This window comes from Hyphomicrobium sp. B1, from assembly GCF_049532635.1.
Lineage (GTDB): Bacteria > Pseudomonadota > Alphaproteobacteria > Rhizobiales > Hyphomicrobiaceae > Hyphomicrobium_B.
Window position 1 is genome coordinate 865,748 of record NZ_CP134871.1, and the last position, 25,760, is coordinate 891,507.

22 protein-coding genes are annotated in these 25,760 nt (G+C 57.5%); 8 read left to right on the top strand and 14 right to left on the bottom strand.

What is annotated here, in order from left to right:
• Positions 1-28: 28 nt before the first annotated feature.
• The 5 genes from urtE to RLW55_RS04210 all read right to left on the bottom strand — a co-directional run bounded on the left by urtE (position 29) and on the right by RLW55_RS04210 (position 4,934).
• Positions 29-733 (bottom strand): urea ABC transporter ATP-binding subunit UrtE, encoded by a 705-nt coding sequence (gene urtE, locus RLW55_RS04190; RefSeq protein WP_423415679.1) that lies wholly within the window; start codon positions 731-733, stop codon positions 29-31.
• Positions 730-1,476 carry an urea ABC transporter ATP-binding protein UrtD gene (urtD, locus tag RLW55_RS04195; RefSeq protein WP_423415680.1) on the bottom strand — a complete coding sequence of 249 codons (747 nt, stop codon included), beginning with the start codon at positions 1,474-1,476 and terminating at the stop codon, positions 730-732. Before urtD ends, urtE begins: the two co-directional genes overlap by 4 nt.
• Positions 1,473-2,582, bottom strand: a complete 1,110-nt coding sequence (gene urtC / locus RLW55_RS04200; protein WP_423415681.1) for an urea ABC transporter permease subunit UrtC — start codon at positions 2,580-2,582, stop codon at positions 1,473-1,475. Before urtC ends, urtD begins: the two co-directional genes overlap by 4 nt.
• A 43-nt stretch (positions 2,583-2,625) precedes the next feature.
• Positions 2,626-3,501: an urea ABC transporter permease subunit UrtB gene (urtB, locus tag RLW55_RS04205; protein WP_423416377.1), complete on the bottom strand. Its 876-nt coding sequence runs from the start codon at positions 3,499-3,501 to the stop codon at positions 2,626-2,628.
• A gap of 125 nt (positions 3,502-3,626) precedes the next feature.
• Positions 3,627-4,934, bottom strand: a complete 1,308-nt coding sequence (locus RLW55_RS04210) for a transporter substrate-binding domain-containing protein (RefSeq protein ID WP_423415682.1) — start codon at positions 4,932-4,934, stop codon at positions 3,627-3,629.
• Positions 4,935-5,429: 495 nt separating this feature from the next.
• Between RLW55_RS04210 and RLW55_RS04215 the strand changes: the two genes are divergently transcribed.
• From RLW55_RS04215 to RLW55_RS04225, 3 genes are all read left to right on the top strand, one after another.
• Positions 5,430-6,089 carry a LuxR C-terminal-related transcriptional regulator gene (locus RLW55_RS04215; protein ID WP_423415683.1) on the top strand — a complete coding sequence of 220 codons (660 nt, stop codon included), beginning with the start codon at positions 5,430-5,432 and terminating at the stop codon, positions 6,087-6,089.
• Complete coding sequence (locus RLW55_RS04220) at positions 6,082-7,638, top strand: hybrid sensor histidine kinase/response regulator (RefSeq protein WP_423415684.1); 1,557 nt, start codon at positions 6,082-6,084, stop codon at positions 7,636-7,638. Before RLW55_RS04215 ends, RLW55_RS04220 begins: the two co-directional genes overlap by 8 nt.
• A gap of 65 nt (positions 7,639-7,703) precedes the next feature.
• Positions 7,704-8,966, top strand: coding sequence for an ABC transporter substrate-binding protein (locus RLW55_RS04225; RefSeq protein WP_423415685.1), 1,263 nt, complete (start codon positions 7,704-7,706; stop codon positions 8,964-8,966).
• 249 nt (positions 8,967-9,215) lie between these two features.
• On the opposite strand, the gene RLW55_RS04230 is transcribed toward RLW55_RS04225, so the two are convergent.
• Complete coding sequence (locus tag RLW55_RS04230; RefSeq protein ID WP_423415686.1) at positions 9,216-10,334, bottom strand: porin; 1,119 nt, start codon at positions 10,332-10,334, stop codon at positions 9,216-9,218.
• Positions 10,335-11,441: 1,107 nt separating this feature from the next.
• Positions 11,442-11,660, bottom strand: a complete 219-nt coding sequence (locus tag RLW55_RS04235) for a hypothetical protein (RefSeq protein WP_423415687.1) — start codon at positions 11,658-11,660, stop codon at positions 11,442-11,444.
• Positions 11,661-11,774: 114 nt separating this feature from the next.
• Between RLW55_RS04235 and RLW55_RS04240 the strand changes: the two genes are divergently transcribed.
• On the top strand, positions 11,775-11,975 hold the full coding sequence (locus RLW55_RS04240) for a hypothetical protein (RefSeq protein ID WP_414464523.1): 201 nt from the start codon (positions 11,775-11,777) through the stop codon (positions 11,973-11,975).
• A gap of 213 nt (positions 11,976-12,188) precedes the next feature.
• Here the strand turns inward: RLW55_RS04240 and RLW55_RS04245 are convergent, their stop codons facing one another.
• On the bottom strand, positions 12,189-12,392 hold the full coding sequence (locus RLW55_RS04245) for a CGNR zinc finger domain-containing protein (RefSeq protein ID WP_423416378.1): 204 nt from the start codon (positions 12,390-12,392) through the stop codon (positions 12,189-12,191).
• Positions 12,393-13,166: 774 nt separating this feature from the next.
• Here RLW55_RS04245 and RLW55_RS04250 point away from each other — a divergent pair.
• Positions 13,167-14,504, top strand: a complete 1,338-nt coding sequence (locus tag RLW55_RS04250) for a PepSY-associated TM helix domain-containing protein (protein ID WP_423415688.1) — start codon at positions 13,167-13,169, stop codon at positions 14,502-14,504.
• Here RLW55_RS04250 and RLW55_RS04255 read toward each other — a convergent pair.
• The 4 genes from RLW55_RS04255 to RLW55_RS04270 form a co-directional block, all read right to left on the bottom strand.
• Positions 14,492-15,679, bottom strand: coding sequence for an alpha/beta fold hydrolase (locus tag RLW55_RS04255; protein WP_423415689.1), 1,188 nt, complete (start codon positions 15,677-15,679; stop codon positions 14,492-14,494). The two genes, RLW55_RS04250 and RLW55_RS04255, sit on opposite strands and share 13 nt — an antisense overlap.
• Positions 15,680-15,833: 154 nt before the next feature.
• Positions 15,834-17,960 carry a PQQ-dependent dehydrogenase, methanol/ethanol family gene (locus RLW55_RS04260; protein ID WP_423415690.1) on the bottom strand — a complete coding sequence of 709 codons (2,127 nt, stop codon included), beginning with the start codon at positions 17,958-17,960 and terminating at the stop codon, positions 15,834-15,836.
• Between the two features lie 104 nt (positions 17,961-18,064).
• Entirely contained in the window at positions 18,065-18,781 is a 717-nt protein-coding gene (locus RLW55_RS04265) for a c-type cytochrome (RefSeq protein WP_423415691.1), read from the bottom strand.
• Positions 18,782-19,598: 817 nt separating this feature from the next.
• Complete coding sequence (locus RLW55_RS04270) at positions 19,599-20,120, bottom strand: nucleoside deaminase (RefSeq protein WP_423415692.1); 522 nt, start codon at positions 20,118-20,120, stop codon at positions 19,599-19,601.
• A 240-nt stretch (positions 20,121-20,360) separates the two neighbouring features.
• On the opposite strand from RLW55_RS04270, the gene RLW55_RS04275 reads away from it, so the two are divergent.
• Positions 20,361-21,602, top strand: coding sequence for a Zn-dependent hydrolase (locus RLW55_RS04275; RefSeq protein ID WP_423415693.1), 1,242 nt, complete (start codon positions 20,361-20,363; stop codon positions 21,600-21,602).
• A 7-nt stretch (positions 21,603-21,609) separates the two neighbouring features.
• On the opposite strand, the gene RLW55_RS04280 is transcribed toward RLW55_RS04275, so the two are convergent.
• Both RLW55_RS04280 and RLW55_RS04285 read right to left on the bottom strand, forming a co-directional pair.
• Positions 21,610-21,942 (bottom strand): c-type cytochrome, encoded by a 333-nt coding sequence (locus tag RLW55_RS04280; RefSeq protein WP_423415694.1) that lies wholly within the window; start codon positions 21,940-21,942, stop codon positions 21,610-21,612.
• Between the two features lie 10 nt (positions 21,943-21,952).
• A complete protein-coding gene (locus RLW55_RS04285; RefSeq protein ID WP_423415695.1) occupies positions 21,953-23,191 on the bottom strand; it encodes a molybdopterin-dependent oxidoreductase in 1,239 nt (412 codons plus the stop codon).
• Positions 23,192-23,501: 310 nt separating this feature from the next.
• On the opposite strand from RLW55_RS04285, the gene ahpC reads away from it, so the two are divergent.
• The gene (gene ahpC / locus RLW55_RS04290) at positions 23,502-24,065 is read left to right on the top strand and encodes an alkyl hydroperoxide reductase subunit C (RefSeq protein WP_409561728.1); all 564 of its coding nucleotides are present in this window, start codon (positions 23,502-23,504) and stop codon (positions 24,063-24,065) included.
• 99 nt (positions 24,066-24,164) lie between these two features.
• On the top strand, positions 24,165-25,745 hold the full coding sequence (ahpF, locus tag RLW55_RS04295; RefSeq protein WP_423415696.1) for an alkyl hydroperoxide reductase subunit F: 1,581 nt from the start codon (positions 24,165-24,167) through the stop codon (positions 25,743-25,745).
• Positions 25,746-25,760 lie beyond the last annotated feature (15 nt).

A 25,760-nucleotide genomic window follows, 5' to 3' on the forward strand; every position in this document is an offset into this window, starting at 1 on the left:
TGCCAAATCCCGGGCTTCCTTTATTTCGCTAAATCGTCATGTGCCGCTCGACGAGTTCATCCGTCATTTCGGCGATCGGACCGCGCGCGACGACGCGTCCATTGTCGACCATGACGAACGCGTCTCCGAGTTTCCGCGCGACTTTGATGTGCTGCTCGGTCAGGATTAGACTGATCCCCAGCTCGCGATTGAGCATCTTTAGGATCTCGCCAATTTCATGAACGATGTTGGGCTGAATGCCCTCGGTCGGCTCATCGAGAAGCAGGATCTGCGGATCGACAGCGAGAGCGCGCGCAATGGCTAGCTGCTGTTTCTGACCGCCTGACAAAAGCCCAGCACGACGATCAAGATTTTCTCGAAGATAAGGAAAGATTTTCAGACACAACTCCGGAACGTCGGCGACGTTGTCTTTGCGTGCGAACGTGCCGAGAAGAATGTTCTCGCGTACAGTGAAGTCGGAGAGAATGCCGCGTCCTTGCGGAACGTAGCCAAGGCCAAAGGTTGCGCGCACGTACGTCGGCTTTGATCCGATGTCTTCGCCATTGATTTTTATTGCGCCGGTTGACTTATCGGTCAGCCCCATGATCGTGCGCATAAAGGTGGTCTTGCCGACGCCGTTGCGTCCGAGGACGCATACGCACTGCCCCTTCTCCAGTTCGAACGAGAAATCCCGGAGGATCGGGGTCGCGCCGTAGTACGATGTAACGTTGTTGAGTTCCAAGAGCCTGGTCATGCCGCCTCCTGCTCACCGAGATAGACGTCACGCACGCGTTGATTGGCTTCGATTTCGCTGATGCTGCCCTGTGCCAGAAGCGATCCCATGTGCATGACGGTTACGACATCGGCGATCTCGCGAACGAAACCCATGTCGTGCTCGACGACGATGAGCGTGGAAGTTTTTCGCAGCTCCTTGAAGATGTGCGCCGTTTTCTCGATCTCGCCTTCAGTCATGCCAGCGATCGGTTCGTCCATCAGCATGAGCCGGGGCTCCTGCATCAGAACCATGCCGATCTCCAGCCATTGCGTCTCGCCATGCGAAAGGTTTCCCGCAAGCACATCGAGACGGCGCGCAAGCCCTGCGATCGCTGCGACCTCGTCGAACTTTTTCTTGAGACCAGCCCGACGGAACCTGAAAAGATTCCTGAACGGATTTGTCTCCCGGCTGTACGCGACTTCCAGATTTTGCCGCACCGTCATATCCCGAAGCACGGCCGGGACTTGGAATTTCCGGCCAATTCCAGCACGCGCGATCACATGCTCATCCTCGCCCGTGATATCGTCGCCCACGAAAATGATCTTGCCGGACGTCGGCTTCACGCGGCCCGTAATCAGATCGATCGTCGTTGTCTTGCCTGCGCCGTTGGGGCCAACGAGGCAGCAGATGGTCCCTTCGTCGACCGTCATGCTGAAGTCATTGATGACTTTGGTCGTGTCGAAGCTCTTCGACAGGTTCTTGATTTCCAAAAGTCCGCTCATCGATAGGCCCCCTCTTCGACGCCCATAGCTTCACCCGCGTTATTTGACGAAGGGGTGGGCCGCGAGCTTAAAAGCCCGAGACCGGCTTCAACGAGACTCGCGAGACCGTTGGGAAGAAACCGCACGACGACAATGAAGAAGCCGCCGAGGACGAGAAGCCACGTCGAAAGAAGCGCGTCGCCCAAATAGCTCTGCGCGCCCTGGATTACGAACGCTCCGATCATCGCGCCAATGAGCGAGTTGCGCCCACCGATTGCGGCCCAGATCACCATCGACAGGCTGAAGCCGACGTCGAGTTGCTGGGGAGAAACGTACTGGACAAGCATCACCCAACAACAGCCAGCGATCGAGGCGATCAGTCCTGAGATCGTATAGATCACAGTCTCGTATCCGGCGACGCTGTAACCGAGGAAACGGACGCGCTCGGCATCGTCGCGAATGGCTTGTGTCACGAGACCAAACGAGCTTTGCGTTAGAAGCTTGGCAACCACGGCCGCACCGCACAGCGACACGAACACGATCCAATAGGCCATGGGGCTATAGGGGTCGATTTCGTAGCCGCCGATTTGCAGCGGTGAGGGAGGCGATAATCCGTTGGCGCCTCCGGTGTAGGCCTGCTGGTCGAGAATGATCGTGTAGAACGCCGACAGCATCGCAAGCGTCATTATGGTGAAGAATACGCCCGACACGCGGGCTCGAAACATAATGGTTCCGAAAAGCGCACAGAAGAACGTCGGCACCGCAATCGCCAGAAAGATGCCGGCCACAGTGCTTTGGAACGGCGCCCAAAACCAAGGAAGATGATCGAGGCTGTTGTTGAGCATGAACGGCGGAATAGGATTCGATTCCGTCTGTGTCTGCATCTGCATGGTCATTGCCATGCCATAGGCGCCGAGGCCGAAGGCGATACCCTGGCCGAGATTAAGAATGCCGCCAAATCCCCAGCAGAGGCTGATCGAGAGTGCAAGCATGCCGTAGACGCCGTAGGTCGCAAGCTGGTTGAGAACGAAACTATCGCTCACAAACAGCGGCACCGCTCCGACGGCCGCGAAGAACACGGCATAGGCGATCCACTGCGCCGTCTTGTTATGATAAAGATTGCCCATGATTTCCGATCCCGTCCTCAGAATGAACCGCCGGTGATCTGCTTCATCGCCTCACGCCGCCCTGAGCAAAAAGACCTTGAGGCCTGAATCTAAGAAACACGACGATCAGCACGAAGATGATGAAGCGAGCGAACGTATCGTTCGTGAGTGCCGCAAAGACCGACTGCATCTCACCGGCCATGCCGCTAGCGGCAACACTGCCCGCGAGCGAGCCGCCGCCGACGATCACCATCAGGAACGCCTGCACGACGTAACTGGCGCCCATTGTCGGCAATACTATTGCGAGTACACCGAAGAGCGAACCAGCAACACCTGCGAGCCCCGCGCCGAGTGCAAACGTCATCATGTAGATCCTGCCGGAGTTGATGCCGAACGAGGATGCCATCTCCTTGTTTTGCACAACCGCACGGACCTGAATGCCGAAACGCGTCCTGTAGAACAGAAACCAGAGCGCCAGCACGAGCAGCGCGGTGATGGCCAGGACAATGACGCGGAACGTCGAGATCGAAGCCGATCCAAGAGCAATGTTGGTCGAGAAGATCTCGGGCACGGATATGTATTTTGGGTCGCTGCCGAAGATCAGCCGCACGCCCTGCATCAGCACAAGCGACACGCCATAGGTGGCGAGAAGCGTATCCAGCGGTCGTTTATAGAGATAACGGATCAGCCCACGCTCCAAGGCGAGGCCTACGAGCGCCACGATCACGAATGACGCGGGAATACAAAGAAAATACGGAATTTTTAGATACGACTGCAGCATGTAAGAGCTGTAGGCACCGAGCATAATGAACTCGCCATGCGCCATGTTGATCACGCCCGCCGTGCCGTAGATGATCGTCAGCCCGAGTGCCGCGATGAGCCAAATGCTCGCAATACTGACACCCAGGATGAGCGCATTCACAAGCGAACCGAGATCCATGGCGAGTGTGTTCCTTACCAAGAGGGCGCAGACGCTACGTCCTCCGCACTCGAATGAGCGCGTCTGCATTTCAACGTTGGTCATGAGGCGGGCCCGCGCTGCGAGGAAGCGCAGGCCCGCTTTCGTCAGATGACGTTGGTGCGGATTTTCCCGTCAGGCGCCTTCAGACCGTCCTTCGTGCAGGTGCCGAGGTTCGGGTAAATCGAGTAAGGATCGGGGGCCACGTTCTTTTCCGCGGACTTCAACACCTGAAAGGTGCCGTCGGCCTGGCACTGGCCGATCTTCGGCTTCAGCCACGTGTTGAAGTTATTCTCGTCGATCCAAACCAATCCTTCGGGCGATACGGCATCCTCAACCTTCAGGCCGCCCGAGTGATCGCGAATGGCGCGCGGCGTGACGTTTTCGATGCCGACCGCGGCGGTGGTCTTCTCCAAGCCGTATTTGAAGACGTACGCGGAAAGGTATGTTTCTTCCATGTTATAGTGCGTCACGCCGTTCTTGCCGTACTTGCTCTTGAGGAAGCCCTCGACGAACTTGTGGTTGGTCGGGTTGTCGAGCGTCTGGAAGTACGGAGCTGAAAGGAAATGACCTGCGCCGAATTCGGCGCCCATCGCGCGGGTTTCGATTTCGCCGGTAGTAAGCGATGCAATCGGCATCGAATCCACTTTGAAGCCTTCCTGCTTAAACTGCTTGTGGAAGGCGATGTCCGATGCGCCGACGACCGTAGAAAAAATGAAGTTCGGCTTGGTGTCCCGGATCTTGTTGAGGACCGGACCGAATTCGGAGCTGCCGAGCGGGATGTATTCCTCGCCCAACAGCTCTCCCCCTGCTTGTTCCAGCCAGATCTTCGCGTTCTTGTTCGATTCCTTCGGCCATACGTAGTTCGAGCCGACGAAGAAGACCTTCTTGCCGAACTTCTCGACCATGAAAGGGATGAGGTCTTTTGAGTGCTGGTTGGCGAGCGGACCGGTGCAGATCGTGTTCTGCGTGCACTCCGCACCTTCGTAGCAAGTCGGATAGTAGAGCAGATGGTTGCGCTGCATCACTGTCGGTAGAATGGCCTTGCGGCTCGCGGACGTGTAGCAGCCGAACAGCGCGATGACCTTTTCGCGAAGGATGAGTTCTTTTGCTTTCTCGGTGTAAACGTTGAAGTCGGATTTGGCATCCACGATGACGGGCTCAACCGGCACACCATTAACGCCACCGTTCTTGTTGATCTCTTCGAATGCGTATTGGAGCACCAGCGTCGAATCCTCCTCCGGCACGGCGAGTGCACCGGTGAGAGAGAACAGCAGGCCGACTTTGATCGGCTCGCCTTTTTTGAGCGTCGCCCCCCAGGCCTCGCCCGACTTCGGCAACCAAACGTGAGGCATCGCTACGGCTGCAGAAGCAGCGAGCGTCGTCTTAAGAACTTTGCGGCGAGTGAAATCCATTTATCCGGTCCCCTGCATGTCGGAGTGGCGGCGCCCCCTGCGGCACCAAACGCTAGACGTTTGAGCTACGATCTAGCCGCTAACATCTAGATAATTCACGAGGAGATCAGGAGCGTCAATTATTTTTCTTGCGCGCCGAGAAAATAATTCTCTATCTAGATATTCTTGATGAAATATCGTGCGTATCGCGCATTTTTGGCGTGCAGGCGGCTGAATTATCGGGCAAAAATTGGCGATCTAGAGAATTCAAATGAGTTCGGATTTTTACGTCGTCCCGCAACCGATTTCGGCAATAACAGCCATTGACGCGAGCATTGTATGTGTGTTTTTGCCTTCAAAAATTGTCGCTCGCCCTTTCGCTTTCCAGGAATCATAGGTGGAATACGAGCACAGGTCGGATGATGGTTACTTACGAATTGAAAAGGTGGCGCTAGACGTGTCGTCCCTTCTAGACACACGCAGGGCGACTATATTGGGGAGCTAGCGTTTTCGGGCATGAAAGTCATAATTGCAGACGACCACTGGGTGGTCAGACAGTCCCTCAAGCAAGTGATGCGCAGATTGGAGCGCACCCTTGAGACATATGAGGCCGAGACCTTTGGCGAATTGGTCGCCCTGCTCAGCGAGCATCCGGATACGAGCTTGATCCTGCTGGACCTCGTCATGCCGGGCTTCGATGAATTGGGCGGATTGCACGCCCTGCGTTCCAAGTTCCCGGAAGTGCCTATCGTCGTCGTGTCCGTGCACGAAGATATTGAGCACGTCATCCGCTCTCTCGAACAGGGCGTAATCGGATATATTCCGAAGTCCGCACCCGGCCCTGAGATCGAACGCGCTCTTGAGCGAGTGCTGGCGGGAGAGGTCTCTTTTCCGCGCCGGATTATTGAGCGCTCATCGGCGCCACCGGAACGTCCGCAAGAAAGTCCTTCCGAACGCGACCACGGCGTCCTCACGGAACGCGAGCGCGACGTTCTTGTGCTGCTTGGCGGCGGTTCGTCGGTCAAGACCATTGCTGAGGAGCTTGGCTTGAGCAGCCAGACCGTGCGCATCCATCTCGGAAACGCAATGAAGAAATTGAACCTTCGTGATCGAACAAGCGCCGTGCATTACGCTGTTACGCACTTCGGTCGCCCCGCAAGCGCAGCCAATGGATGACAAGCCTCCGGTGCCCACCACAAAAGACGCTGGCCTGGAGACAATCTGGGCCGGCCTCGACGTCATTGACAACGGAATACTTATTTGGTCTCCCGACCGTGAACTCGTCTATATCAACGAAGGCTTCTACCGTAGCTGCAATCTGCCTGTAGCCCTGGGCATGCGGTATGAGGAGTATGCCGCCGCCGCCGCACGCTCGCCCGAGTGGGTGCTGTCCTGCGCACCAGAGCAATGGAAATCTGAAATCGTCAGAGACTTCGGGTCCATTCGGGACGACAATTATCAATTCGCAGCCGGCAACATCATCCACATCGCACAGCGCCCGACTTCGATGGGAGGTATGACAGTCACCTTCACGGATGTCACCGCCATCAAGCACAACGAACAGGAACTACGCGAAGCCAAAGAAAAAGCTGAAGCCACGGACGAAGCGAAGTCGCGATTCCTTCGCGCCGCAAACCATGACCTTCGCCAGCCACTCGCTTCACTAAAGATACTAATTTATAATTGTCTGCATGCTGAGGACGAAGAACAGAGGGTTGAAATTCTTCACGCGATGGGCGTTGCGACGTCCATTATGGAAGATCTCCTCGGAGCCCTGCTGCAGATCGGACAGTTGGACGCTGGCCGCATTCAGCCGCGCATCACATCCTTTCAACTTTCGGATCTTTTCGAGCGCCTCGATATTCAGTTCCGTCACCAGGCCCAGGAGAAGGGCCTTAGCCTCAAGTTCGTTCCTTCCTCCAGGACCGTCTCGACAGACCGCGCGCTGCTTGAGCGGATCCTTAGCAATTTCGTCGCCAACGCCATACGCTTTACGGAAGTGGGCGGCATCGTGGTGGGCTGCCGGAGAGAAGGCCGTGGACTGCGCATTGAGGTCGTCGATACGGGACGCGGCATAAAGCCCGAAGACACCCAACGCGTTTTCGACGAATTTTACCGCGTTGCGGACGACAAGCGTTCCCAGAAGAGAGGGCTCGGGCTTGGCCTCAATATCGTGAAACGATTGGCCGAATTGCTCGAACACCCGATCCAGCTGCGGTCTCAACCCGGCAAAGGCTCAGCATTCTCAGTTTGGATTCCGCTGGGAAATATCTGGCACAGTGATGTCGCTGCTACGACAGATATCAGTGAAGCCGTTGCTGGAGAATTCGCAGGCATCCCAGTGTTACTCGTCGAGGACGACGAAATTCTGAGAGAGTCTATGGCGCAGCTCCTTCGGCGTTGGGGCATCGACGTACATGCGGCGGCGGATGAGGCCGGTGCGAGTCGGCTTGTTTCCGAAGGCGCAATCTCGCCGGAACTCATCATTGCGGATTATAATCTCCAGACCCGAACCGGTCTTGATGTTATCAACGCAATACGCAGCCTCACCGGTGACGATACGCCTGCCATCGTAGTCACGGCTGATGCCGAACCGAAAGTCATAAGTGGCATCTGCGACGCTGGTGTTCCCGTGCTCATAAAGCCTGTCAGTCCCCCGCGACTGAGGGTGTTGATGCACAATCTGCTATTCGAGCCCGAGTTACTCAACCAAACGGGCGCTTGATCACTTTCGACCGAAGGACAGTCTCTGAAGTGGAACACCGCTCTACGCCCGTACCGATCGGCAGCATGATCCCCCTTACGGGTCCGTCCGCCGCGGACGGGGCCGAGTTTCGTAATGGAATGATCCTAGCGTGCGAAGAATTAAATGCCCGTGGAGGATTACTTGGCCGGCCATTCCAACCAATTTTCGCCGATACGTGCAGGCAAACGGCGAAGGAAGTCGTCACCGCCGCACGATGGCTGATCGAAAAGCATGGCGTCCATGCCATCGTCAACGGGTACAACATAGGTGCGCAGAATTCGGAATACGAACCGATCGCCGATGCTGGCATCATTTATGTTCACGCCAACACGCTGCTTCAGCACCACGACACGGTGATGAGTGATCCGGAGCGATACTTCGGTTGCTTCATGGCCGATCCAGCAGACTACTGGTATGGGCCGGGATTCATAAAGTTCATTTCTTGGCTCCGCGACAGCGGACAATGGACTCCGAATTCCGATCGCCTCGCCATTATTTCGGGTTCGACCCCCTACAGCATCGTCATCTCCAATGCGATGGCCAGCTCCGCTGCAAGTTTCGGGTGGCGCGTTTGCTTTGGACCCAAGATCGTCCAAACGCCGACGAGCCAGTGGCGCGATGTCATCGAAGAAGTTCGCGCAACAAACCCGGCGGTCCTGGCTAACACGCATTTTTACGCCGGCGATCTCGCGCACTTCCAACGCCAGTTCGTCGAAAAGCCGATGGATTGCCTAGTTTATCTTCAATATGGCGCAGTCCACCGAACATTCACCGACATCGCCCAGGAAGCGAGCAATGGCGTCATCGTCTCCTCTATTATCGGCCTGCTACGCGATGAAATGGGGAAACGTTTCGAAGCACGTTATAAAGCGCGCTTTGGCGACGGATCGACGCCAACAATCGGCTGCCAGTCCTATGGCAATATGCATCACTATGCAGTTGGCGCCGCAATGGCGGGAGGGTCTGGGGCACCCGGTGACTTCGAGCAAAACAAGAAAGTCGCATTCGCTTTAAAAGGTATGATCTACCGCACAGTCCACGGCACTATTCGCTACCATCCAGATTGGCAGGCCGTCGTCCCCTACCCTGTCATGACGCGCGATCCCTCGCTCGGCATGCCGCATATTTTCTATCAGATCCACGACCACAGGGAGCCACTGTCGATGATCGCTCCTGAGCCTTATAACACCGATCGTTTCGTCTATCCGCCCTGGATGAGCAAACGACCGCTCAAAGTGATGCCGGTCTCAGGGCAATCCGCCGTCGTCGACGGGGCTTTCGCCGGCCCAGAGCGACCCGGGCGTTGATCCGATTGCAGATTAGAGAAAGACGCTCACACCAACTTGATGACTTCGTCCAGAGCGCACTGAAGCCGTGAGTTGCTTGGTTCAGATTGCCCCCCAAAATGACCCAGCGCTTTAATCGACAAGCGACGGGAGCCGGCCGGACGCCGACGCAGAAATCGCAATCCTCCCCCCCCAAAAAAGAGAGACATGCGAGATTCCCGATGGCGGGGGAGCCTGCGCGTGCCTCTCTTCGACAGAGACGAAATCGCCTTAAAAGTTGACTTGGATCGTCCCGATGAAGCGGTTGATGTCCTTGTTACCAGCCGTGTCTTGGTTTGCCTTCGAATAGAGGGCCGTCATCATCAGGTCGTGGCCCTTAATCACGTAGTTCGTACCCACTGAGTACTCACTGATATCAGGAGAGAATTCATGATCGAATTCCTGATAGCGAAACACCGGCTGGAACTTGCCAGGGCCGACTTTCTGATTGATCAGATAGCTCGTGGTAAACATGTAGGAATTGCCGTCCGGCACGCCGTTTCCTGTCGCCAACGCCGTATCGATGCCGCTCGTATCGTAGATGTAATAAGCTCCTTCGAGCGTGAAGACGTCGCCACCGAAGACCTTCTTCTGCATCAACACATCCGCACTGAAGCCCTTATAGTCTCCCGACCTGAAACCATCCGTGGCGGCATTGCTCTGGAACTGCCCTACGAGGCCAACCGATAGCAGCTCTTTCTCTCCGTAATAGTCGCTCGAAGTATAGTAGCCGGCTTCTTTGTCCCAAAAGTCGTATTGAACACGGCCCGACACGAGAGGACCATTGGCATCCGGATTGGCACACGAGTTGTCGCCCGCCGTGCAGCCCTGGAAACCGCCGATCATATATTTGAACTTGCCGATATCGCCCCAGACCGCACCACCGTTATCGCGGCCACCAAAGAGCTGCGGGAAGACACTGATGAACGGATATTCGCCGCCGTTCGACTGATAATAGGGGCCGTCGAGGTTCACGCGATCGGTCGGAGGCAGCATACGGCCGGCCCAGACATTGAAGGACGGATTGAATTCCGCCCGCAGAATAGCGTCTAGCGTTCGCACGCGAGAGATGTCCGAGGTGTCATCCGGAGCGTGATCAATTTCCGTATTGTAGGTAAATCCCCAGACCTTATTGAACTGCCCGTTCACGTTAATACGAGCACTAGTCAGAGCAAAGTCGTCAGTATTGCTAACTTCTGGATTGTAGATGTATTGCGCTTTAACGCTGGCCCCGAAGGTTATCCAAGACTGATCGTCCCAAAGCTCGAACCGTTCTCCCGCGTGAGCACCCGTGTTGCTCGCGAGACTTAACCCGATGGCCAACAACGCCATTCTTCGCTTATCACGCATTAGTCCCCCTGGATCTAAAAAAGTGTGAGCTAGCAGCAGACGGCAATGCCAAAACCCCGGGTGACACTACGTCCGCAGCCAACCGACATTAATTCCAGAGGCTATAAATTTCTAAGTAATTACAATATGTTAAGCGCACAAAAATCAGTCAACGCTTGCACAAAGAGCCGCCCTGACTTTGACGGGGCGGCTACGAATAAAATGAATATTAAATCAGTGGGTTAAACTGGAATTCCAGCCCAGGAGCCACACGGCAGCATCGATGCGGCATGCCTACCAATTAGACATTTCTATTATCTTATCTAGTAAAAAAATACCTAAATAAACTAATTTTTCAGTGCTTTTCGGCAACTTATCTAATATATTTGTCTAGATATTATGATTGTGCGCTTAGCTGAGCCAGCGGCACAGTACGTTTCTCAGCCGCCGTCAGGCGGCTATGGCGATACGCCGATCATCTTTGGCTGCAGCTTCAAACACACCTTCCGTGAGAAATTCGAATGCACGCCAACAGGGTCAGCTAATGGGATCTCGCTCGGACGACGGAGCTTGCCCGCGGCTGTTTCGCTGGCACTTCGATCGGAGCCGACACGCTTTCGCGCACGCCCAATATGATGAGCCTTGGCCTGATCACGATCACAGACGCGACGGCCGCATCATTTCACTGCTGCTTGTTTCGTTCCGAAGTTATTTTCGCCGAACGACATGTAGCGGAAAACTCAAATTGCAGCTTAAGGACACTCGTCACGGCATCTTGACGATGACGCAGAAGTTCTCATCTTCATCATCTCCGGCGCGCCATTTCAAAAACAAAAAGATCCGTGCCTTCCATCGTGCCCGGCTGCGGCCAACAATGAAGCGGCTAGCCCCTATAGCGAGCGCGCATTCGTGAACGACACGACAGCCATGAACAATCGATCTTACCTGACGAATTTAAAACCGATATAGCTGTTCCCGTCCCCCTGGTGACGAGGGAGCAAATTTATAGCGCACCGTCGCGCCAGCCGGGATGATCTTCCCCTTGAAGTTAACCGCGAGCGGACGAAATTCGTGCAACAACCTCCTGATCATAAAGACGCAGCCTCCCAAGATCATTTGAGCGTCGTTTTAGGCTTTACGGGAATGCTCTCTGGCGGAGGCAGCGCCGACGAAGTGGCACGCTTTGCGACCGATCATGGCTGGCTCGACGCGAACGGTCAGCTCACCGGCGCCGGAGAACAGCTTGCCCACGCGCTCCTGCAACAGAGCGGAACGCGAACGGTATTTCGTATTTAGTGAGCGGATCTCAGGATCCAGGTTCGCGTTGAAGATAGCCGGATCGCTCACTCAGCCCCGAGCCGCCCCTAGGCGTTTCAGCGGAGCGGACCACCACTGACATCCGAAATCTCTGCTTAAAATTCCATTGCGCGCGCCAGCCAAGACCCCGCACGCACTTTGGCCATGCTTAGCAGCTTTATCGATGCCGGACTCAAAAATCCGAACGCAGAAGCGCGCGCTACGAGCGACGATCTTGCGCGCGCAACAGATGAACGTCTTGCGTCAACGGGAGTGCCGGAAAGCGTGATCGTCACACGCGCGCGGATCGTCGTGGCCGCCAGCGAGAGCCAAGCTGCCTGCGATCGCGGAAAAGACGACCGCTAGGAAAAGGCATCTGAGAAAAGTCGACTTACGGAACCTCCCTGACTGAAATACTGTCTCATGAGCGGCTGCAGGTTTTGCAAACACTCAGAGCCAAACTTCGGAAGGTTCACGCGGGATGTTTCACGCCCGACATAAAATTTCGAGATGACACCAAGCCCTCCCCCACGAGGCAAGCATATCGAAGCCAATCACTCCGCCGGCTTCGGCAGTGTCCTACGGTTTTTGCTTCGCTCGGTTGCCGCAAGCACTCATGCTGCACCACCGTCTCTTGCCGCCATGTTTCCGATCGAGAAAAAGCAGCGTGCATTCTTTTGCCTCGCACACCTTAACTTTTGCCAAGTCATCTTTACACAGCATGTTGTCGCGCCCACTGCTGATCAGCGTTTCGGCCAGGAGTGACGAGTTCCGCGCGATCATTCGGATCACAATGCGCCAGCTCGCCTCTTGCACGCATCCTATGCGATGGGAAATTCGGCCTGCTTCCAATTAGGCTTAGGCACATAACTGTGCCCGGCCGGTAACTCGTCGGCGGCTATCGCCTCGACAAGGAGTTGAGCCAAACACGCCTGCCAGTTAGGCTAGACGGCGCTGCGAACCAAAGCGGCGATTACTCCTCGCTCAGCAAGGCTGCAAATGAACATCCGAGGGGATGTTAGACGATCGGACACGATGCGCCAATGGCTTAGCCACTTGGTGCTTTTTGTGTTTGTTCTTCGCTCGCTCATCCCCGTCGGCTTCATGCCGGACTTCAGCGGCACTTCGATCGGCGCCTTCCGCATTGTTATTTGCACAGGCTTCGGACAACAAACCGTCGACCTTGACGCCAATGGCCATAAGCTTCCCGCCAAGCCAGGCAGCTCAAAGCATCAGCCTTGTGCATTTTCCATTTCTGCAGTCCCGGACCTGCCGCTGACGGCGATCGCAATTATTCAAAGCGCCCTCGCGACTATCATTTCGCGGGGTCAAATATTCGAGGCCTTGCCGCCCGCGCGGGCAGGACCTGCCCTGGGCTCGCGCGCACCGCCTCAAAGCTCCTGAACCTGTTTGCGACAGCACGCCGTTGATGCCGTGCGCGTCGTAGTCAGCAGGATCAGTCATGTCCATCGCGCCGGCATTCGATGTCGCCGTGCCTCTGAGACGCCGCAAAACGTCTCCTCCAACCAAATTCAATGTAACGAAAGTTCATTCCCCATGACTTCGCGCTGGTATAATGCTGTTTGGCGCTGGCACTTTTATGCCGGTCTCTTTTGCATGCCGTTCGTCATCTGGCTCTCCTGCACCGGCGCGCTTTACTTGTGGCGTCCACAGATCGAAGCCTGGCTCGACCGGCCCTACGACAACCTCTTAGTCAACGGCTCACCTGCATCGCCCGACGCTCAAGTCTCCGCCGCACTTAAAGCCGTCCCTGGATCACAACTCAGAAAATACTATCTCTCGCAATCGCCAACTGACGCGACGCGAATTCTCGTCGGCAAACACGGCACAATGTCTCGCGTCTATGTCGATCCCAATACGCTCCACGTACTCCACGTCGCCGACGAGGAGAGCCGCCCATTCAGAGTGATCTTCCACCTTCACGGCGAACTGCTTGCCGGCGCATTGGGAAGCTATCTGGTCGAGATCGCGGCCTGCTGGACAATCGTGATGCTGATAACCGGCATGTACCTCTGGTGGCCGCGCGGACGCGGGCTGGCGGGCGTTGTCTATCCGCGCCTGTCGCGCGGCGGCCGCGGCTTATGGCGCGACATTCACGCGACTGCGGGCTTCTGGATTTCGTTCTTCGCTCTCTTCCTGATCGTAACGGGGTTGCCCTGGGCGAAAGGCTGGGGAACCTACCTGACCGAGATTCGCGAACTCACCGGCACCGCGCGTGGCCCGGTCGATTGGACCATCGGCGGCAAGCCCCCAAAAGCCACCGCAATGACACCTGAGCACCATGCGCACATGTCGGCTGAAGACATGGCATCCGTCACGCGCCCCGGTGAACTCGAACGGGTCATTGCCACAGTCGGGCCATTAAACCTCGCGCAACCCGTATCAATCAAACCGCCTGCGGCAGCGGGAGGACCGTGGCTCGTGGCATCCGAAGCCGCCAATCGGCCGCTGCGAAGCAATTTGACAATCGACGGCACAACGGGCCGCGTTATCGAGCGAACCGATTTCGCCGAGCGGCACTGGATCGATCAGACGATCGGCTATGGCGTTGCCGCGCACGAAGGCCAATTGTTCGGTATCGCAAACCAGATCCTTGGAACGCTAACCGCGCTTTTTCTCGTCGGCCTGTCCGTATCAGGTATCGTGATGTGGTGGAAACGGCGACCGGCTGGAACTTTGGGCGCGCCGATGGCACTTGCACGACCTAAGATCGGCGCTGCACTCGTCGTGTCGATCCTGCTGCTCGCAATCTATATGCCGATGTTTGGCCTGACGCTTGCGCTCGTGCTTCTCATCGAAGCTCTCGCGTTGAGGCAATTGGAAACCGTCCGAAAATGGCTTGGTTTACGAGGTGAGGCGCATCAGTCGGCGTGATTGCAATCGCTCGGCGCACCCCTCCCCGCGAAGCGATCTGCCATCCAATCGACTGACGGCTTTGCAGCATCGCGGCTGATCATTCCATGGCCGACGCCGGGATAGGACAACATCGCGACGCGGCTTCCCGCGGCGCAGAGCAACTTCGCATAAGCAGCCGTCACCGGTGGATCGACAACGACATCGGCAGCCCCTTGCGCGATCAGAACAGGGAGGCTCGGCGGCAGCGTGCCGATCGTATTTTCAGCCAGCAGACGCTTCCAAGGTTCCATGGCGGTCGGATCTTTGACCTTCAAAAACTGTTGCGTCAGCTCCTTGCCGACTATCTGTCGCGGCCGAATATCGATGATGGATTCGAGACAGATGTTCGCCAATCTGTCGACGTCCGGGACCGCTTCCGCAACGACGATCTCGCTCATTGGCGCGCCAAAGACTCTGTCCCACGACCATAATGTCATCGCGAGTAGGTTCTTGCCCCCCGCCGTCGCGATGTCGTCGCGCATCAGTGCGCTGAGTTCCGTTGCCGGTGCCGCCGCGACCACACCGAGAACCGTCAGATCGGGAGAATAGAGAGCCGCCAATTTTGCCGCGAAAAGCACGGCTTGCCCACCTTGCGAATGCCCCCACAGAACAGATCGCGTGCTGATACTCGCGCCCGGCAGCTCATGCGCCGCCCGGATCGAATCCAGAACCGCGCGCCCCTCGCTGTCTCCAACCAGATAAGGATGCGGACCCGGCGTTCCCAACCCTGGATAATCCGTCGCTGCGATGGCAAAGCCATGCTCCAGCATCATGCGGAGACCTGGAATCTGCTGAAAGAAAAAGATCGCGAGCGTCGGTGCGCAACGCGGAACGATCCCCGTCGTCGGATGTGCCCAACCGACCACAGGCCAACCGCCCGGCGGCGGCGTTCCTCCAGGAACGATCACCGCGCCCGATACGGCGATCGGCTCGCCTTTGAGACCTGTCGAACGATAAAGCACGCGCAGGGTTCGCGCGCCGAACCAGCTGTCGCCCATCGGCTCCGTTCGGATGATCGAACCGGGCGGACCGGCGATCTCAGCCGGCGACGCTTGATAGAAAGCAGACTGAGCCGCCGCCGGATGAGCGCCGCCGGCCGTGATGAGCATCGCACCCGCGGCAACCAAAACCAAAATTGGGCTTCTGGAACGCATGCTGAAAATTCCGGTTGATCACATTATCACACGCCTGTGCACAATCGGGCTTAGTCTAAAATTGCGCTAGAATAAAAATGCCCAGCACTCCTCCGGGCATAAAAAAGTCCGGGCACAGCATGCTGTGTCCGGACCAGTCTTGGGGGTAGGGGAATTACGGTGCCGCGTTACCGGTGTCCTTATCGACGTTTGCGCGGTGAATGACGTAGGCTCGAATCGCAGCCGCATCGTCATGATTGAGGACCTTGGCGAATGACGCCATACCCGCATTCTGCAGACCACCCTTGAGCAGGATGTCGAACCAGGCATCATCCTTCAGGAAGCGCGAGGCGCGCAGATCGGGATTGACGCGACCGCTGACAACGCCGCCGCCATGGCAGACCGCACAGAACTGATCGAACAGTGCCTCACCTTTGGCAACCGTCTCCGGGCTTGCCGTTTCCGGCGGCGGGTTAAGGACGAACTTCGATTCCGGTGGAAGCGGAGGCAGTTTCGCCGTGCCACCGACCTTGAACACCATCAGCCGACTGATGTTGCGGAGATTGCCGGACGCATTGGAGTTCACGCCTTCCATCAGCGGATAGGCGCCGCCCCAGCCAACGAGAACCGCAACGTACTGCACGCCATCAACCGCATAAGTCATCGGCGGCGCGATTACGGCCGACTGCGTATCGAACAGCCAGAGCTGCTGCCCGTTGTCGGCGCGATAGGCGTTGATGTCACCCGCCGCGGTGCCTTGGAACACGAGGTTACCCGCGGTCGCCAGAGTGCCGCCATTCCACGGCCCCCTATGCGGAACGCGCCAGGCTTCCTTCTGCTTCACCGGATCCCACGCTTGGAGATAACCCTTCACCGGCTGGTCGGGAGAAGCGCCGGAGGCCGTCGCCAAGTTCCAGCCCTGGACCTGTGTCTTGTAGTTCTTATCCGGACCGTAGAACCAAGGAATTTCCTGCGTCGGGATGTAAACGAAGCCCGTCTTCGGACTGTACGACATCGCCTGCCAGCTATGGCCGCCGAGCGGTCCCGGCAGGATCGTCACCTGCTTGCCGGTTTGATCGTAGCGAACTTCCGGGTTCTCGATCGGACGGCCGGTCCGCATGTCGATCCCCTTCGCCCAAGTCTGGGGAATGAAGTTGTTTGCGGAAATCAGCTTACCGGTCTTGCGGTCCAGAACGTAGAAGAAGCCGTTCTTGTTAGCCTGCATCAGAACCTTGCGAGTCCGGCCATGAATCTTGAGGTCGGCTTGCATCAGCTGCTGGACGGCGTCGTAATCCCATTCCTCGCCGGGCGTCACCTGATAATGCCAAACGTATTCACCCGTGTCGGCTTTCAGAGCGATGATCGAAGACACGAACAGATTGTCGCCTTCGCCGCGACTACGAACGGCATGGTTCCATTCGAGACCATTGCCGGTGCCGAAATAAACATAATTGAGTTCCGGATCGTAAGAGATCGCGTCCCAAACCGAGCCGCCGCCGCCGACTTTCCACCACTCGCCGTCCCAGGTCTTCGCCGCCATTTCCATGGCTTTGTTTTCGAACGGCTTCGAGGGATCGCCGGGGATCGTGTAGAAGCGCCAATCGAGCTTGCCCGTCTCGGCGTCATAAGCCGAGATGTAACCACGGATGTGATATTCCGCGCCGCTCACGCCGAGGAACACGCGACCATTGGCGACGCGCGGAGCCTGTGTCAGCGTCATGGGCGCTTTGGGATCGACCGTCAGCACGCTCCAGACCGGCTTGCCGGTTTTTTCGTCGAGCGCAATCAGACGGCCATCGAAGGTCGCGATATAGATCTTTCCGTTCCAGGCAGCGACACCACGGTTAACGAAATCGCAGCACCCATCGACACCCTTCGCTCGCGGCACTAGTGGATCGTATGACCAGAGCAGTGCACCTGTCTTGCCGTCATAGGCTTTGACGATGCTCCACGCCGTCGAAACGAAAAGCTTGCCGTCGATTGCGAGCGGCGTCCCTTCCTGACCACGATTGGTCTCAAGGTTTGCGTACCAGGCAAGACCGAGGTCTTTGGCGTTTTTGTCGTTGATGCCCTTGAGCGGGCTGAAGCGCTGCTCGCTGTAGGTACGACCATAAGTCAGCCAGTCGCCTGGCGTTTTGTCGGCGTGGACGATGCGCGCCGTATTGACTTCAGCAGCCTGGACGTGTGCCATCCATGGCAAAACCAGCGCTGACGCGCCGCATGCCGCCAAGACGGCGAGTGAGTGAAGGGTCTTGCGTGGCATCTGAAACGCAACAGAAGCCGAGGATTGTTTCTCTGGCATTTAAGATCTCTCCTGCGCAGGCATGAATACCGGCGCGGTAAGTCCCGAATTCTGGGACGATGTGAAATTTCGACTGGGTGTGAAGGATCGGCGTTTACGCGCGATCAAGGCTGGTTCGTGCCCAGATACGCTGCGATGGCGCGAAAATCCTCCGGCGTCATGGAGCCGACGATGCCGCGCATCTGCCCATCGAGATCGTTGTGCCTCATACCGGAGGCGAACTCGACGAGCTGCTGCTGGATGTAGGGGGCCTGCTGGCCTGCGAGCTGCGGAGCGCCCGTCGATTGTCCATCCGGACCGTGACACGACGCGCACGCCGGGATCCCTTTGTCCGCATTGCCCTGATTGTAGAGCTTGGCGCCTGGACTGTTCGCGTCGCCTGATGGCGGCGTACCCAAACCCGGCTGCGCCGACCAATAGGAGGCAAGGTCCGCCATGTCCTGCGTGGAAAGCAGACGCGATATCTGGATCATGTCCCGCCAAGGCCGATCGTCGTTCTTGAAATCCTGAAGCTGCTTGTAGATGGTCAGCGGATTCATGCCGGCAAGCGTCGGCATCAATCCAGCGTTGCTCAGTCCGGCGTGGCCGTGACACGCCTTGCATTGAACCGCGAGAACCGCACCGCGCGTTGCATCCCCGCTCTTGATAATGGCCAGCGTCTTGCCATCGAATGTAACAGTCGATGCCGGTTTATCGGCGGCATACGCCACACTGAAAACGACCGGCGTCGACACCGTAATGACGATCGCCGCCAACGCGGCCAGCCGCCTGAACTTGTGCCGGCCGGCATTGCCGTTCACAGGTTCCTGTTCGCACGTCATGATTGCTCCTACCTGCTCAATATTCCCGGCGCAGATGGATTTCGCTCTTCGAACGCTCCGATTTCGATGCAGCAAACTTTGGGATGACGGCGGCACGAGCAAGCGACCTCAAACGCCAAAATCCCTTCATGGTCAGCTGAACAGAAAACTCGGCACAACTCGCCGCACGAAAGCCCGAAATGCTTCCCTGAGATCCACCAGCGGGCCGAACGGTGCGAAGGTTCTGCCGAAGAACTTTAGAAGGCGGTCTCACAGCCTGGGAGCTTCCGGAATGTCCGCTCCGTGGCCACGAGCTTAAGGTTCACTAGAGCACTGGACACGGATCAATCCGACTAAAGTCCATGACCCACATCCGGTATCGCGAGGGCGTGAACTTGCGGTGCTTAATATCGCCTACACTGCGCGACCCAACATTCCCTGCAAAAAAAAGCCTCGCAGGTTTGCGCTGCCTGATTTTCGGCTTCCCGGCCTGTCGTTTCATCAGAACAAGTCGCACAGAAGCACGAGATAGACGACAAAGCTCATCGCTCCGACACGGGGCGAACGATTGCGACGCGCGATTGGATTGCGTTTATCCCAGCGCGATCCGTCTCACAGATAAACTGCGATAGAATATCGATGCAGCACTTCGATCCGGAACTCGAAGACGCCTCCGGACCTTTGAAACCACGCCCGACAACGACGCGACTTCCAAGCCGCGCGATTGGTTTCTGCTCATCGCTCTTGGTATTGTATTTCCCGCAGCACTGCGCATCTGGGGATGGCAGCGGTAACAGCGCCCGCAATTTCACTCTCCTGCCGAGACAGAAATGCGAGCTCACTTGAAGAGGCGCATGGCCTCATTCGCCAGCACACCGCCCGCAATATCGATCGGTGCGAACGGCGCTTTCGACGCCACGTATTCTGACGAAATGTCGATCTGTTCGAGCTTGCTCGCAATCTGTTCGACGGATGCCGCGTAGACGAGGCGCCCGATCCCGCACCAGATGATCGCCCCCATGCACATGCAGCACGGTTCGCCCGATGTATAAAGGGTACTGCCCTTCAATTCCTCCGGTCCATGCGTCGCAAGAAAGGTCCGAATGGTAACCATTTCCCCATGCGCCGTCGGATCATGATCGATGCCTGTTCGGTTGTGACCGCGGGCCAGGACCTCGCCATTTTTGACGATGACAGCGCCGAACGGGAAGGCAGCCTCGGCAGCTTCCTGCAGCGCAATCTTCATGAATGTCTCATCCTGCGGCAGGACGGGGGCCATGCGCGCGCCCGCCTCGCGCGAGAGCGCGATCGTCGAAGCGACAAGCGTTACACCGCCTTTGAGAACCGTTCGCCGATGCATCGGACCACCTTCGAGATTTGAAATAGGAATATCGTACCCATTCTGCCCATTGAAGCTTGCGCGTCGATGACCTTCGCAGCGTAGAGCAAACGGAACGTGAACTTCTTACGCCGGAAGAATTCAAGGCTATCTCGGACATCGGACATATCGAAGCGAACACCAAATTGGTTTTGGCTTCTCGTCTCGATCTCGCTATGCGTCGGCTCCAGACATGGACGAGCACATGGATCGCTAGCGACGATGCTGACCAATCTCAAAATCAACGCACGACGGTTGTGGGACAGCTTGATGGACACCGCCACGTTCGGCGGCACGGAAAAAGGCGGCCTCAAGCGGCTAACGCTCACCGACGAGGACAAGCTTGTCCGTGACTGGTTCAAAACCCAGTGCGAAGCGATAGGTTGTACGGTCCGCATCGACGAGGTCGGCAACATGTTTGCGACCCGCAGCGGACGCGACGACAGCCTTCCCCCGATCGCTATGGGATCGCACCTAGACACCCAACCGACCGGCGGCAAATTCGATGGCATTCTCGGCGTTCTCGCCGCACTCGAAGTCATGCGCACGCTGCACGAGCAGGATTACGAAACGAACGCCCCAATCGAGATCGTCAACTGGACGAACGAGGAAGGCTCGCGCTTTCCGCCAGCCATGCTCGCATCAGGTGTTTTTGCCGGCGTGTTCCCCACCGCGTACGCTTACGAACAAGTCGATCGCAATGGCGTGACGTTCCTGGAAGAGTTGGAGCGGATCGGCTACCGCGGCTCGATGAAAGCCGGCGACCACAAGCTGTCGGCTATGTTCGAGCTTCATATCGAACAGGGCCCGATCCTCGAAGCCGAAAGGAAAATGATCGGCATCGTCACCGGCGTGCAGGGCATGCGCTGGTACGAAGTCAACGTACACGGCCAGGATGCGCACACGGGCGCCACGCCGATGTATCTTCGAAAGAACGCACTGCTCGGGGCCGCCCGTATCGTCGAAGCCGTCGACGCCATCGGCCAGAAGCATCAGCCTGGCGTTGCGACCGTCGGATTGATCGAGAACAAGCCCAACAGTCGCAACGTCGTACCCGGCGAAGTCTTCCTGACAGTCGACATGCGCCACCCCGATGAAAATGCACTCGATGCGATGGAAGCGGATTTTAGAGCCGCACTTGAAACGGCCATTCCGGCGCTCGGACTAACCTACGAAGAAAAGAAGATCTGGTCGTCATCCGCCGTGAAGTTTGCACCTGAGCTGATCGACTGTGTCCGTAGCGCGGCTGCGAAATCGAACTTTGGTATGCGCGACATGGTCTCCGGCGCCGGCCACGACGCCGCCTACATCGCCCGCATCGCGCCAACCACGATGATTTTTGTGCCCTGCGAGGGCGGCATCAGTCACAATGAAGCTGAAGCAACAAGCCCGGAAGAATGCGCGGCAGGCGCCCAGGTTCTACTCGACGCCGTGCTCGCATACGACCAGACGCTCGCAAAATGATCGGACCCTATTTGCCGGCCGAGGAATGGTTGCTCAGATAATCGACGATGGGTGCAACGTCCGCATCAGGGACAGGCGCCTTATACACGTTGATCATCTTCTTCACGATTCCTTCCCACGTCGCCTTCGATAGACGCGGCTGGACCGTGACCATCCCGGCCGAATGACAGGTTAAACAGTTATTGTTGACGGGGTCCGCACCGGGACCTGTAAACATCCGCTCTCCCGTCGGCAAATCGAAGCTCTCTGACTTGAAGTCGAAGCTGTCTTTGGCCTGTGCTGTCGCGCCAAGCATCATGACCGCACAGAGAACGCCAAAAGTCTGCGCAAAGCGTTGCATGTCATTCTCCTCAAGCCGCAACGAGATCGACGGTCTCGATGACGTTGCGCATAAAGCCCGACGGATTCCAGTTGGGCTTGTCCGGCTGTACCTCTCCATCGGTGTTGGTGCAGCGAACCATGACGCTCAGCCGCTTACCGGCATCGATCGACGCGATATTGGCGTTCCACTTTCGGAAGCCGTACTTGCCTTCGTCCGCGCCAAGTTGAGCCGCTTGCCAGCTGTGGCCGCCATCGACGGACGTTTCGACTTTGGCAACACCACAATCTCCTCCAAAGGCGATGCCGCGAACAGCATTCGGCGCAGATGCTTTGACGTTGGCGACCGGCGCGACATTGGTGAAAAACGATCGCGGCACCATGCGATTGATCGGAATCATCTTCACGTCCTTCTCACCCGGCTTGATGTTCGCACCGGGCGTATCAGGGATGAGATAGGCTTTCTTCGTCCAAAAATTCTCGTCGGGCGTGTCGAGAATTTCGATGTCCGCCAGCATCTTCATCCAATAGGTCGCATACCATCCGGGCACGATGAGCCGCAGCGGAAAACCGTTGAGGAACGGCAGCGGTTCTCCATTCATGGCGTAGGCCACCATGACATCCCCATCACGCGCATGATCGACCGATAGCGACTTCTTGAAATGCGGGCCGCCATCGATAACCGGGGTCTCAAGTCCGGCAAAGCGCACCTGTACGCTCCCAGCCTTCACCCCCGCCGAGTCGAGGAGATCCTTGAGACGGAAACCCGTCCATTTCGCATTGCCCATCGCGCCATTCGCCCATTGGGCGCCCGGCACACGCGGATCGAAGAGGCCGCGGGAGTTTCCCGAACACTGATTGACGGCGGCAAGCTCGACGCGAGGCAGTTTGCGAACGAGTTCAGATAGCGAAAGCGATAACTCGCGCTCGACGTTGCCATGCACTTTAAGACGGAACGTATCGACATCGACGCTTCCGGGGATGCCCGCCCAATGCCAGCGCACATAGAACTGATCGTTGGGAGTGAAGACGCCCTTATCGAATGTTTCCCATGGCGTCTCCAAAAGTGGCGGCCGCGTCCGCTGCAAGATCATCTTTCCCTTCTGCGGAAACGCAGTCGTCATCTCGCGCTCGCCGCCGCCACCGTAAAGCGGCAGATCAATCGCACCGGCCCACGCAGGCGCCGCCATCAAAGCGGCACCTGCCGTGCCAGCGCCGCGCAAAAGCGCCCGCCGCGTCAGCGCGTGTTGATCAAAATCGAAGGACGACATGGACGATCTCCAACAAGAAAAACCGATTGCATTTCTCGTTGCTTGATGAAGACGAGATCGATCGTTTTCGTCCAACAGATCTCTTTGATCGTTTCAATCGCGGTGGCTTTTTGAAGCCGCAAAAGACGGCGCCGTTGCCCCCTCTTTGCACGGCACAAAAAGGCCAATTCTGCGCCACATCAGCTCTATTGCGGCCATAGGCTGAAGCTATTGAAGTTGCGACATTTATCCAAATTTTCTATCGCCGGAAGATGCTTATATTGCATCGCGAAAGTTTCGCTTTCGCTGCAACCCACGACCAGGACAACAGATGTCTCTTATCAACACTGCGATCAAACCGTTTAAAGCCCAAGCGTACAAACAGGGCAAATTCATCGAAGTCTCCGATGCCGACACCAAAGGCAAATGGGCTGTCTTCTTCTTCTATCCAGCCGACTTCACCTTCGTTTGCCCAACCGAACTCGGCGACCTCGCCGACCACTACGCCGAGTTGCAGAAGCTGGGCGTCGAAGTCTTCTCGGTTTCGACCGACACGCACTTCACGCATAAGGCTTGGCACGACAGCTCCGACACGATCGGCAAGATCAAGTACGCGATGATCGGCGACCCGACGGGTGCGATCACCCGCAACTTCGAAGTCATGCGCGAAGGCCAAGGCCTCGCCGACCGCGGCACCTTTATCGTCGATCCGAAGGGCATCATCCAGGCGATGGAAGTGACGGCCGAAGGTATCGGCCGCAACGCCGCCGACCTGCTCCGCAAGGTCAAGGCCGCTCAGTACGTCGCTGCGCATCCAGGCGAGGTTTGCCCCGCGAAGTGGGAAGAGGGCCAGAAGACGCTGGCGCCTTCGCTCGAACTCGTCGGCAAGATTTAAGACGACCACGCCTGATGGCCTTCCCACTCCGGGAAGGCCATCGCGGCAGCTCTATGCGCGCACGAACTCAGTTCCCCGGACGACGAACAGGATAACGCCATGCTCGACGACGCTCTCAAATCCCAGCTCAAAGGCTATTTGGAAAAGGTCGTTCGCCCGATCGAGATTCGCGCCGCAGTCGACGCCAGCGCCAAATCCGTCGAGATGGTCAGCCTGTTGACCGACATCACCAACCTCTCCGACAAGATCACGCTGGTCGAAGAGCAGAACAGTCCTGACAGAACTCCATCGTTCGCGCTAACGACTCCCGGCCAGGAGATCAGCCTTCGTTTCGCAGGCATTCCGCTCGGACACGAATTCACATCACTCGTATTGGCGCTGCTCCAGGTCGGCGGCCACCCGCCACGCGTCGAGCAGGCAGTCATCGACCAGATCCGTGCGCTCGACGGCGACTTCAGTTTCGAGACCTACTTCTCGCTCTCGTGCCAGAACTGTCCCGATGTCGTTCAGGCACTGAACCTGATGGCCGTCCTCAATCCTCGCATCAAGCATGTCGCAATCGACGGCGGCGTCTTTCCTGAAGAAGTCGAAGCCCGCCAGATCATGTCGGTCCCAACCGTCTATCTGAACGGCGAGGTATTCGGCCAGGGCCGCATGGACGCCGAACAGATCCTCGCCAAGCTCGACACTGGCGCAGCCGCGCGCAATGCCGAGAAGATCAAGGCACAGGAGCCGTTCGAGGTTCTGGTCGTCGGTGGCGGCCCGGCTGGCGCGGCCGCCGCCATTTACGCTGCCCGCAAAGGCATTCGCACCGGCATCGCCACCGAACGCTTCGGCGGTCAGGTGCTCGACACCGCTGCCATCGAGAACTTTATTTCCGTCCGTCACACCGAAGGCCCGCACCTCGCCGCCGCGCTCGAAGAGCACGTCAAGGAATACGACGTCGAGATCATGAACCTTCAGCGAGCTGAAAAGATTGTCCGCAAGGGCGCGTATCTTGAGGTCGAACTGGCGAACGGCGCAGCGCTGAAATCGAAATCCGTCATCCTCGCGACCGGCGCGCGCTGGCGGCAACTCGGCGTTCCGGGCGAAATGGAATACCGCAACAAGGGCGTCACCTACTGCCCGCACTGCGACGGTCCGCTGTTCAAAGGCAAGCGCGTCGCCGTGATCGGCGGCGGCAACTCGGGTGTCGAGGCGGCAATCGACCTCGCAGGCATCGTCGACCACGTCACGCTGCTCGAACTGGACTTTAAGCTTCGCGCCGACGAGGTCCTGCAGCGCAAGCTCCGCAGCCTGCCGAACGTCGACATCATCACCGGAGCCAAGACGGCAAAAGTCGAAGGAGATGGCCAGAAGGTCGTCGGCATCGCCTACGAAAGCCGTTCGACGTCCGACAAGCGCGTACTGCCGGTCGACGGCATCTTCATTCAGATCGGCCTGTTGCCGAACACGGAATGGCTGAAAGGCGCACTCGAACTGACGCCGCACGGCGAAATCGTCGTCGACTCGCACAATCGCACCTCGATGCCCGGCGTATTCGCCGCCGGCGACTGCACCACGACACCCTACAAGCAGATCGTCATCGCCCTCGGCGAAGGTGCCAAAGCCTCGCTTGCGGCCTTTGACCACCTTATCCGCATTTCGGCGCCGGACGAAAAAGAGGTCAAAGCCGCTTAAGCTGATCAAGGCCCT

Excerpts from the sequence above, each read along its gene's own strand:
- urtE (WP_423415679.1), bottom strand. The coding sequence starts at position 733 with ATGACCAGGCTCTTGGAACTCAACAACGTTACATCGTACTACGGCGCG.
- urtD (WP_423415680.1), bottom strand. The coding sequence starts at position 1,476 with ATGAGCGGACTTTTGGAAATCAAGAACCTGTCGAAGAGCTTCGACACG.
- urtC (WP_423415681.1), bottom strand. The coding sequence starts at position 2,582 with ATGGGCAATCTTTATCATAACAAGACGGCGCAGTGGATCGCCTATGCC.
- urtB (WP_423416377.1), bottom strand. The coding sequence starts at position 3,501 with ATGGATCTCGGTTCGCTTGTGAATGCGCTCATCCTGGGTGTCAGTATT.
- RLW55_RS04210 (WP_423415682.1), bottom strand. The coding sequence starts at position 4,934 with ATGGATTTCACTCGCCGCAAAGTTCTTAAGACGACGCTCGCTGCTTCT.
- RLW55_RS04215 (WP_423415683.1), top strand. The coding sequence starts at position 5,430 with ATGAAAGTCATAATTGCAGACGACCACTGGGTGGTCAGACAGTCCCTC.
- RLW55_RS04220 (WP_423415684.1), top strand. The coding sequence starts at position 6,082 with ATGGATGACAAGCCTCCGGTGCCCACCACAAAAGACGCTGGCCTGGAG.
- RLW55_RS04225 (WP_423415685.1), top strand. The coding sequence starts at position 7,704 with ATGATCCCCCTTACGGGTCCGTCCGCCGCGGACGGGGCCGAGTTTCGT.
- RLW55_RS04230 (WP_423415686.1), bottom strand. The coding sequence starts at position 10,334 with ATGCGTGATAAGCGAAGAATGGCGTTGTTGGCCATCGGGTTAAGTCTC.
- RLW55_RS04240 (WP_414464523.1), top strand. The coding sequence starts at position 11,775 with ATGCTTAGCAGCTTTATCGATGCCGGACTCAAAAATCCGAACGCAGAA.
- RLW55_RS04245 (WP_423416378.1), bottom strand. The coding sequence starts at position 12,392 with ATGATCGCGCGGAACTCGTCACTCCTGGCCGAAACGCTGATCAGCAGT.
- RLW55_RS04250 (WP_423415688.1), top strand. The coding sequence starts at position 13,167 with ATGACTTCGCGCTGGTATAATGCTGTTTGGCGCTGGCACTTTTATGCC.
- RLW55_RS04255 (WP_423415689.1), bottom strand. The coding sequence starts at position 15,679 with ATGCGTTCCAGAAGCCCAATTTTGGTTTTGGTTGCCGCGGGTGCGATG.
- RLW55_RS04260 (WP_423415690.1), bottom strand. The coding sequence starts at position 17,960 with ATGCCAGAGAAACAATCCTCGGCTTCTGTTGCGTTTCAGATGCCACGC.
- RLW55_RS04265 (WP_423415691.1), bottom strand. The coding sequence starts at position 18,781 with ATGACGTGCGAACAGGAACCTGTGAACGGCAATGCCGGCCGGCACAAG.
- RLW55_RS04270 (WP_423415692.1), bottom strand. The coding sequence starts at position 20,120 with ATGCATCGGCGAACGGTTCTCAAAGGCGGTGTAACGCTTGTCGCTTCG.
- RLW55_RS04275 (WP_423415693.1), top strand. The coding sequence starts at position 20,361 with ATGCTGACCAATCTCAAAATCAACGCACGACGGTTGTGGGACAGCTTG.
- RLW55_RS04280 (WP_423415694.1), bottom strand. The coding sequence starts at position 21,942 with ATGCAACGCTTTGCGCAGACTTTTGGCGTTCTCTGTGCGGTCATGATG.
- RLW55_RS04285 (WP_423415695.1), bottom strand. The coding sequence starts at position 23,191 with ATGTCGTCCTTCGATTTTGATCAACACGCGCTGACGCGGCGGGCGCTT.
- ahpC (WP_409561728.1), top strand. The coding sequence starts at position 23,502 with ATGTCTCTTATCAACACTGCGATCAAACCGTTTAAAGCCCAAGCGTAC.
- ahpF (WP_423415696.1), top strand. The coding sequence starts at position 24,165 with ATGCTCGACGACGCTCTCAAATCCCAGCTCAAAGGCTATTTGGAAAAG.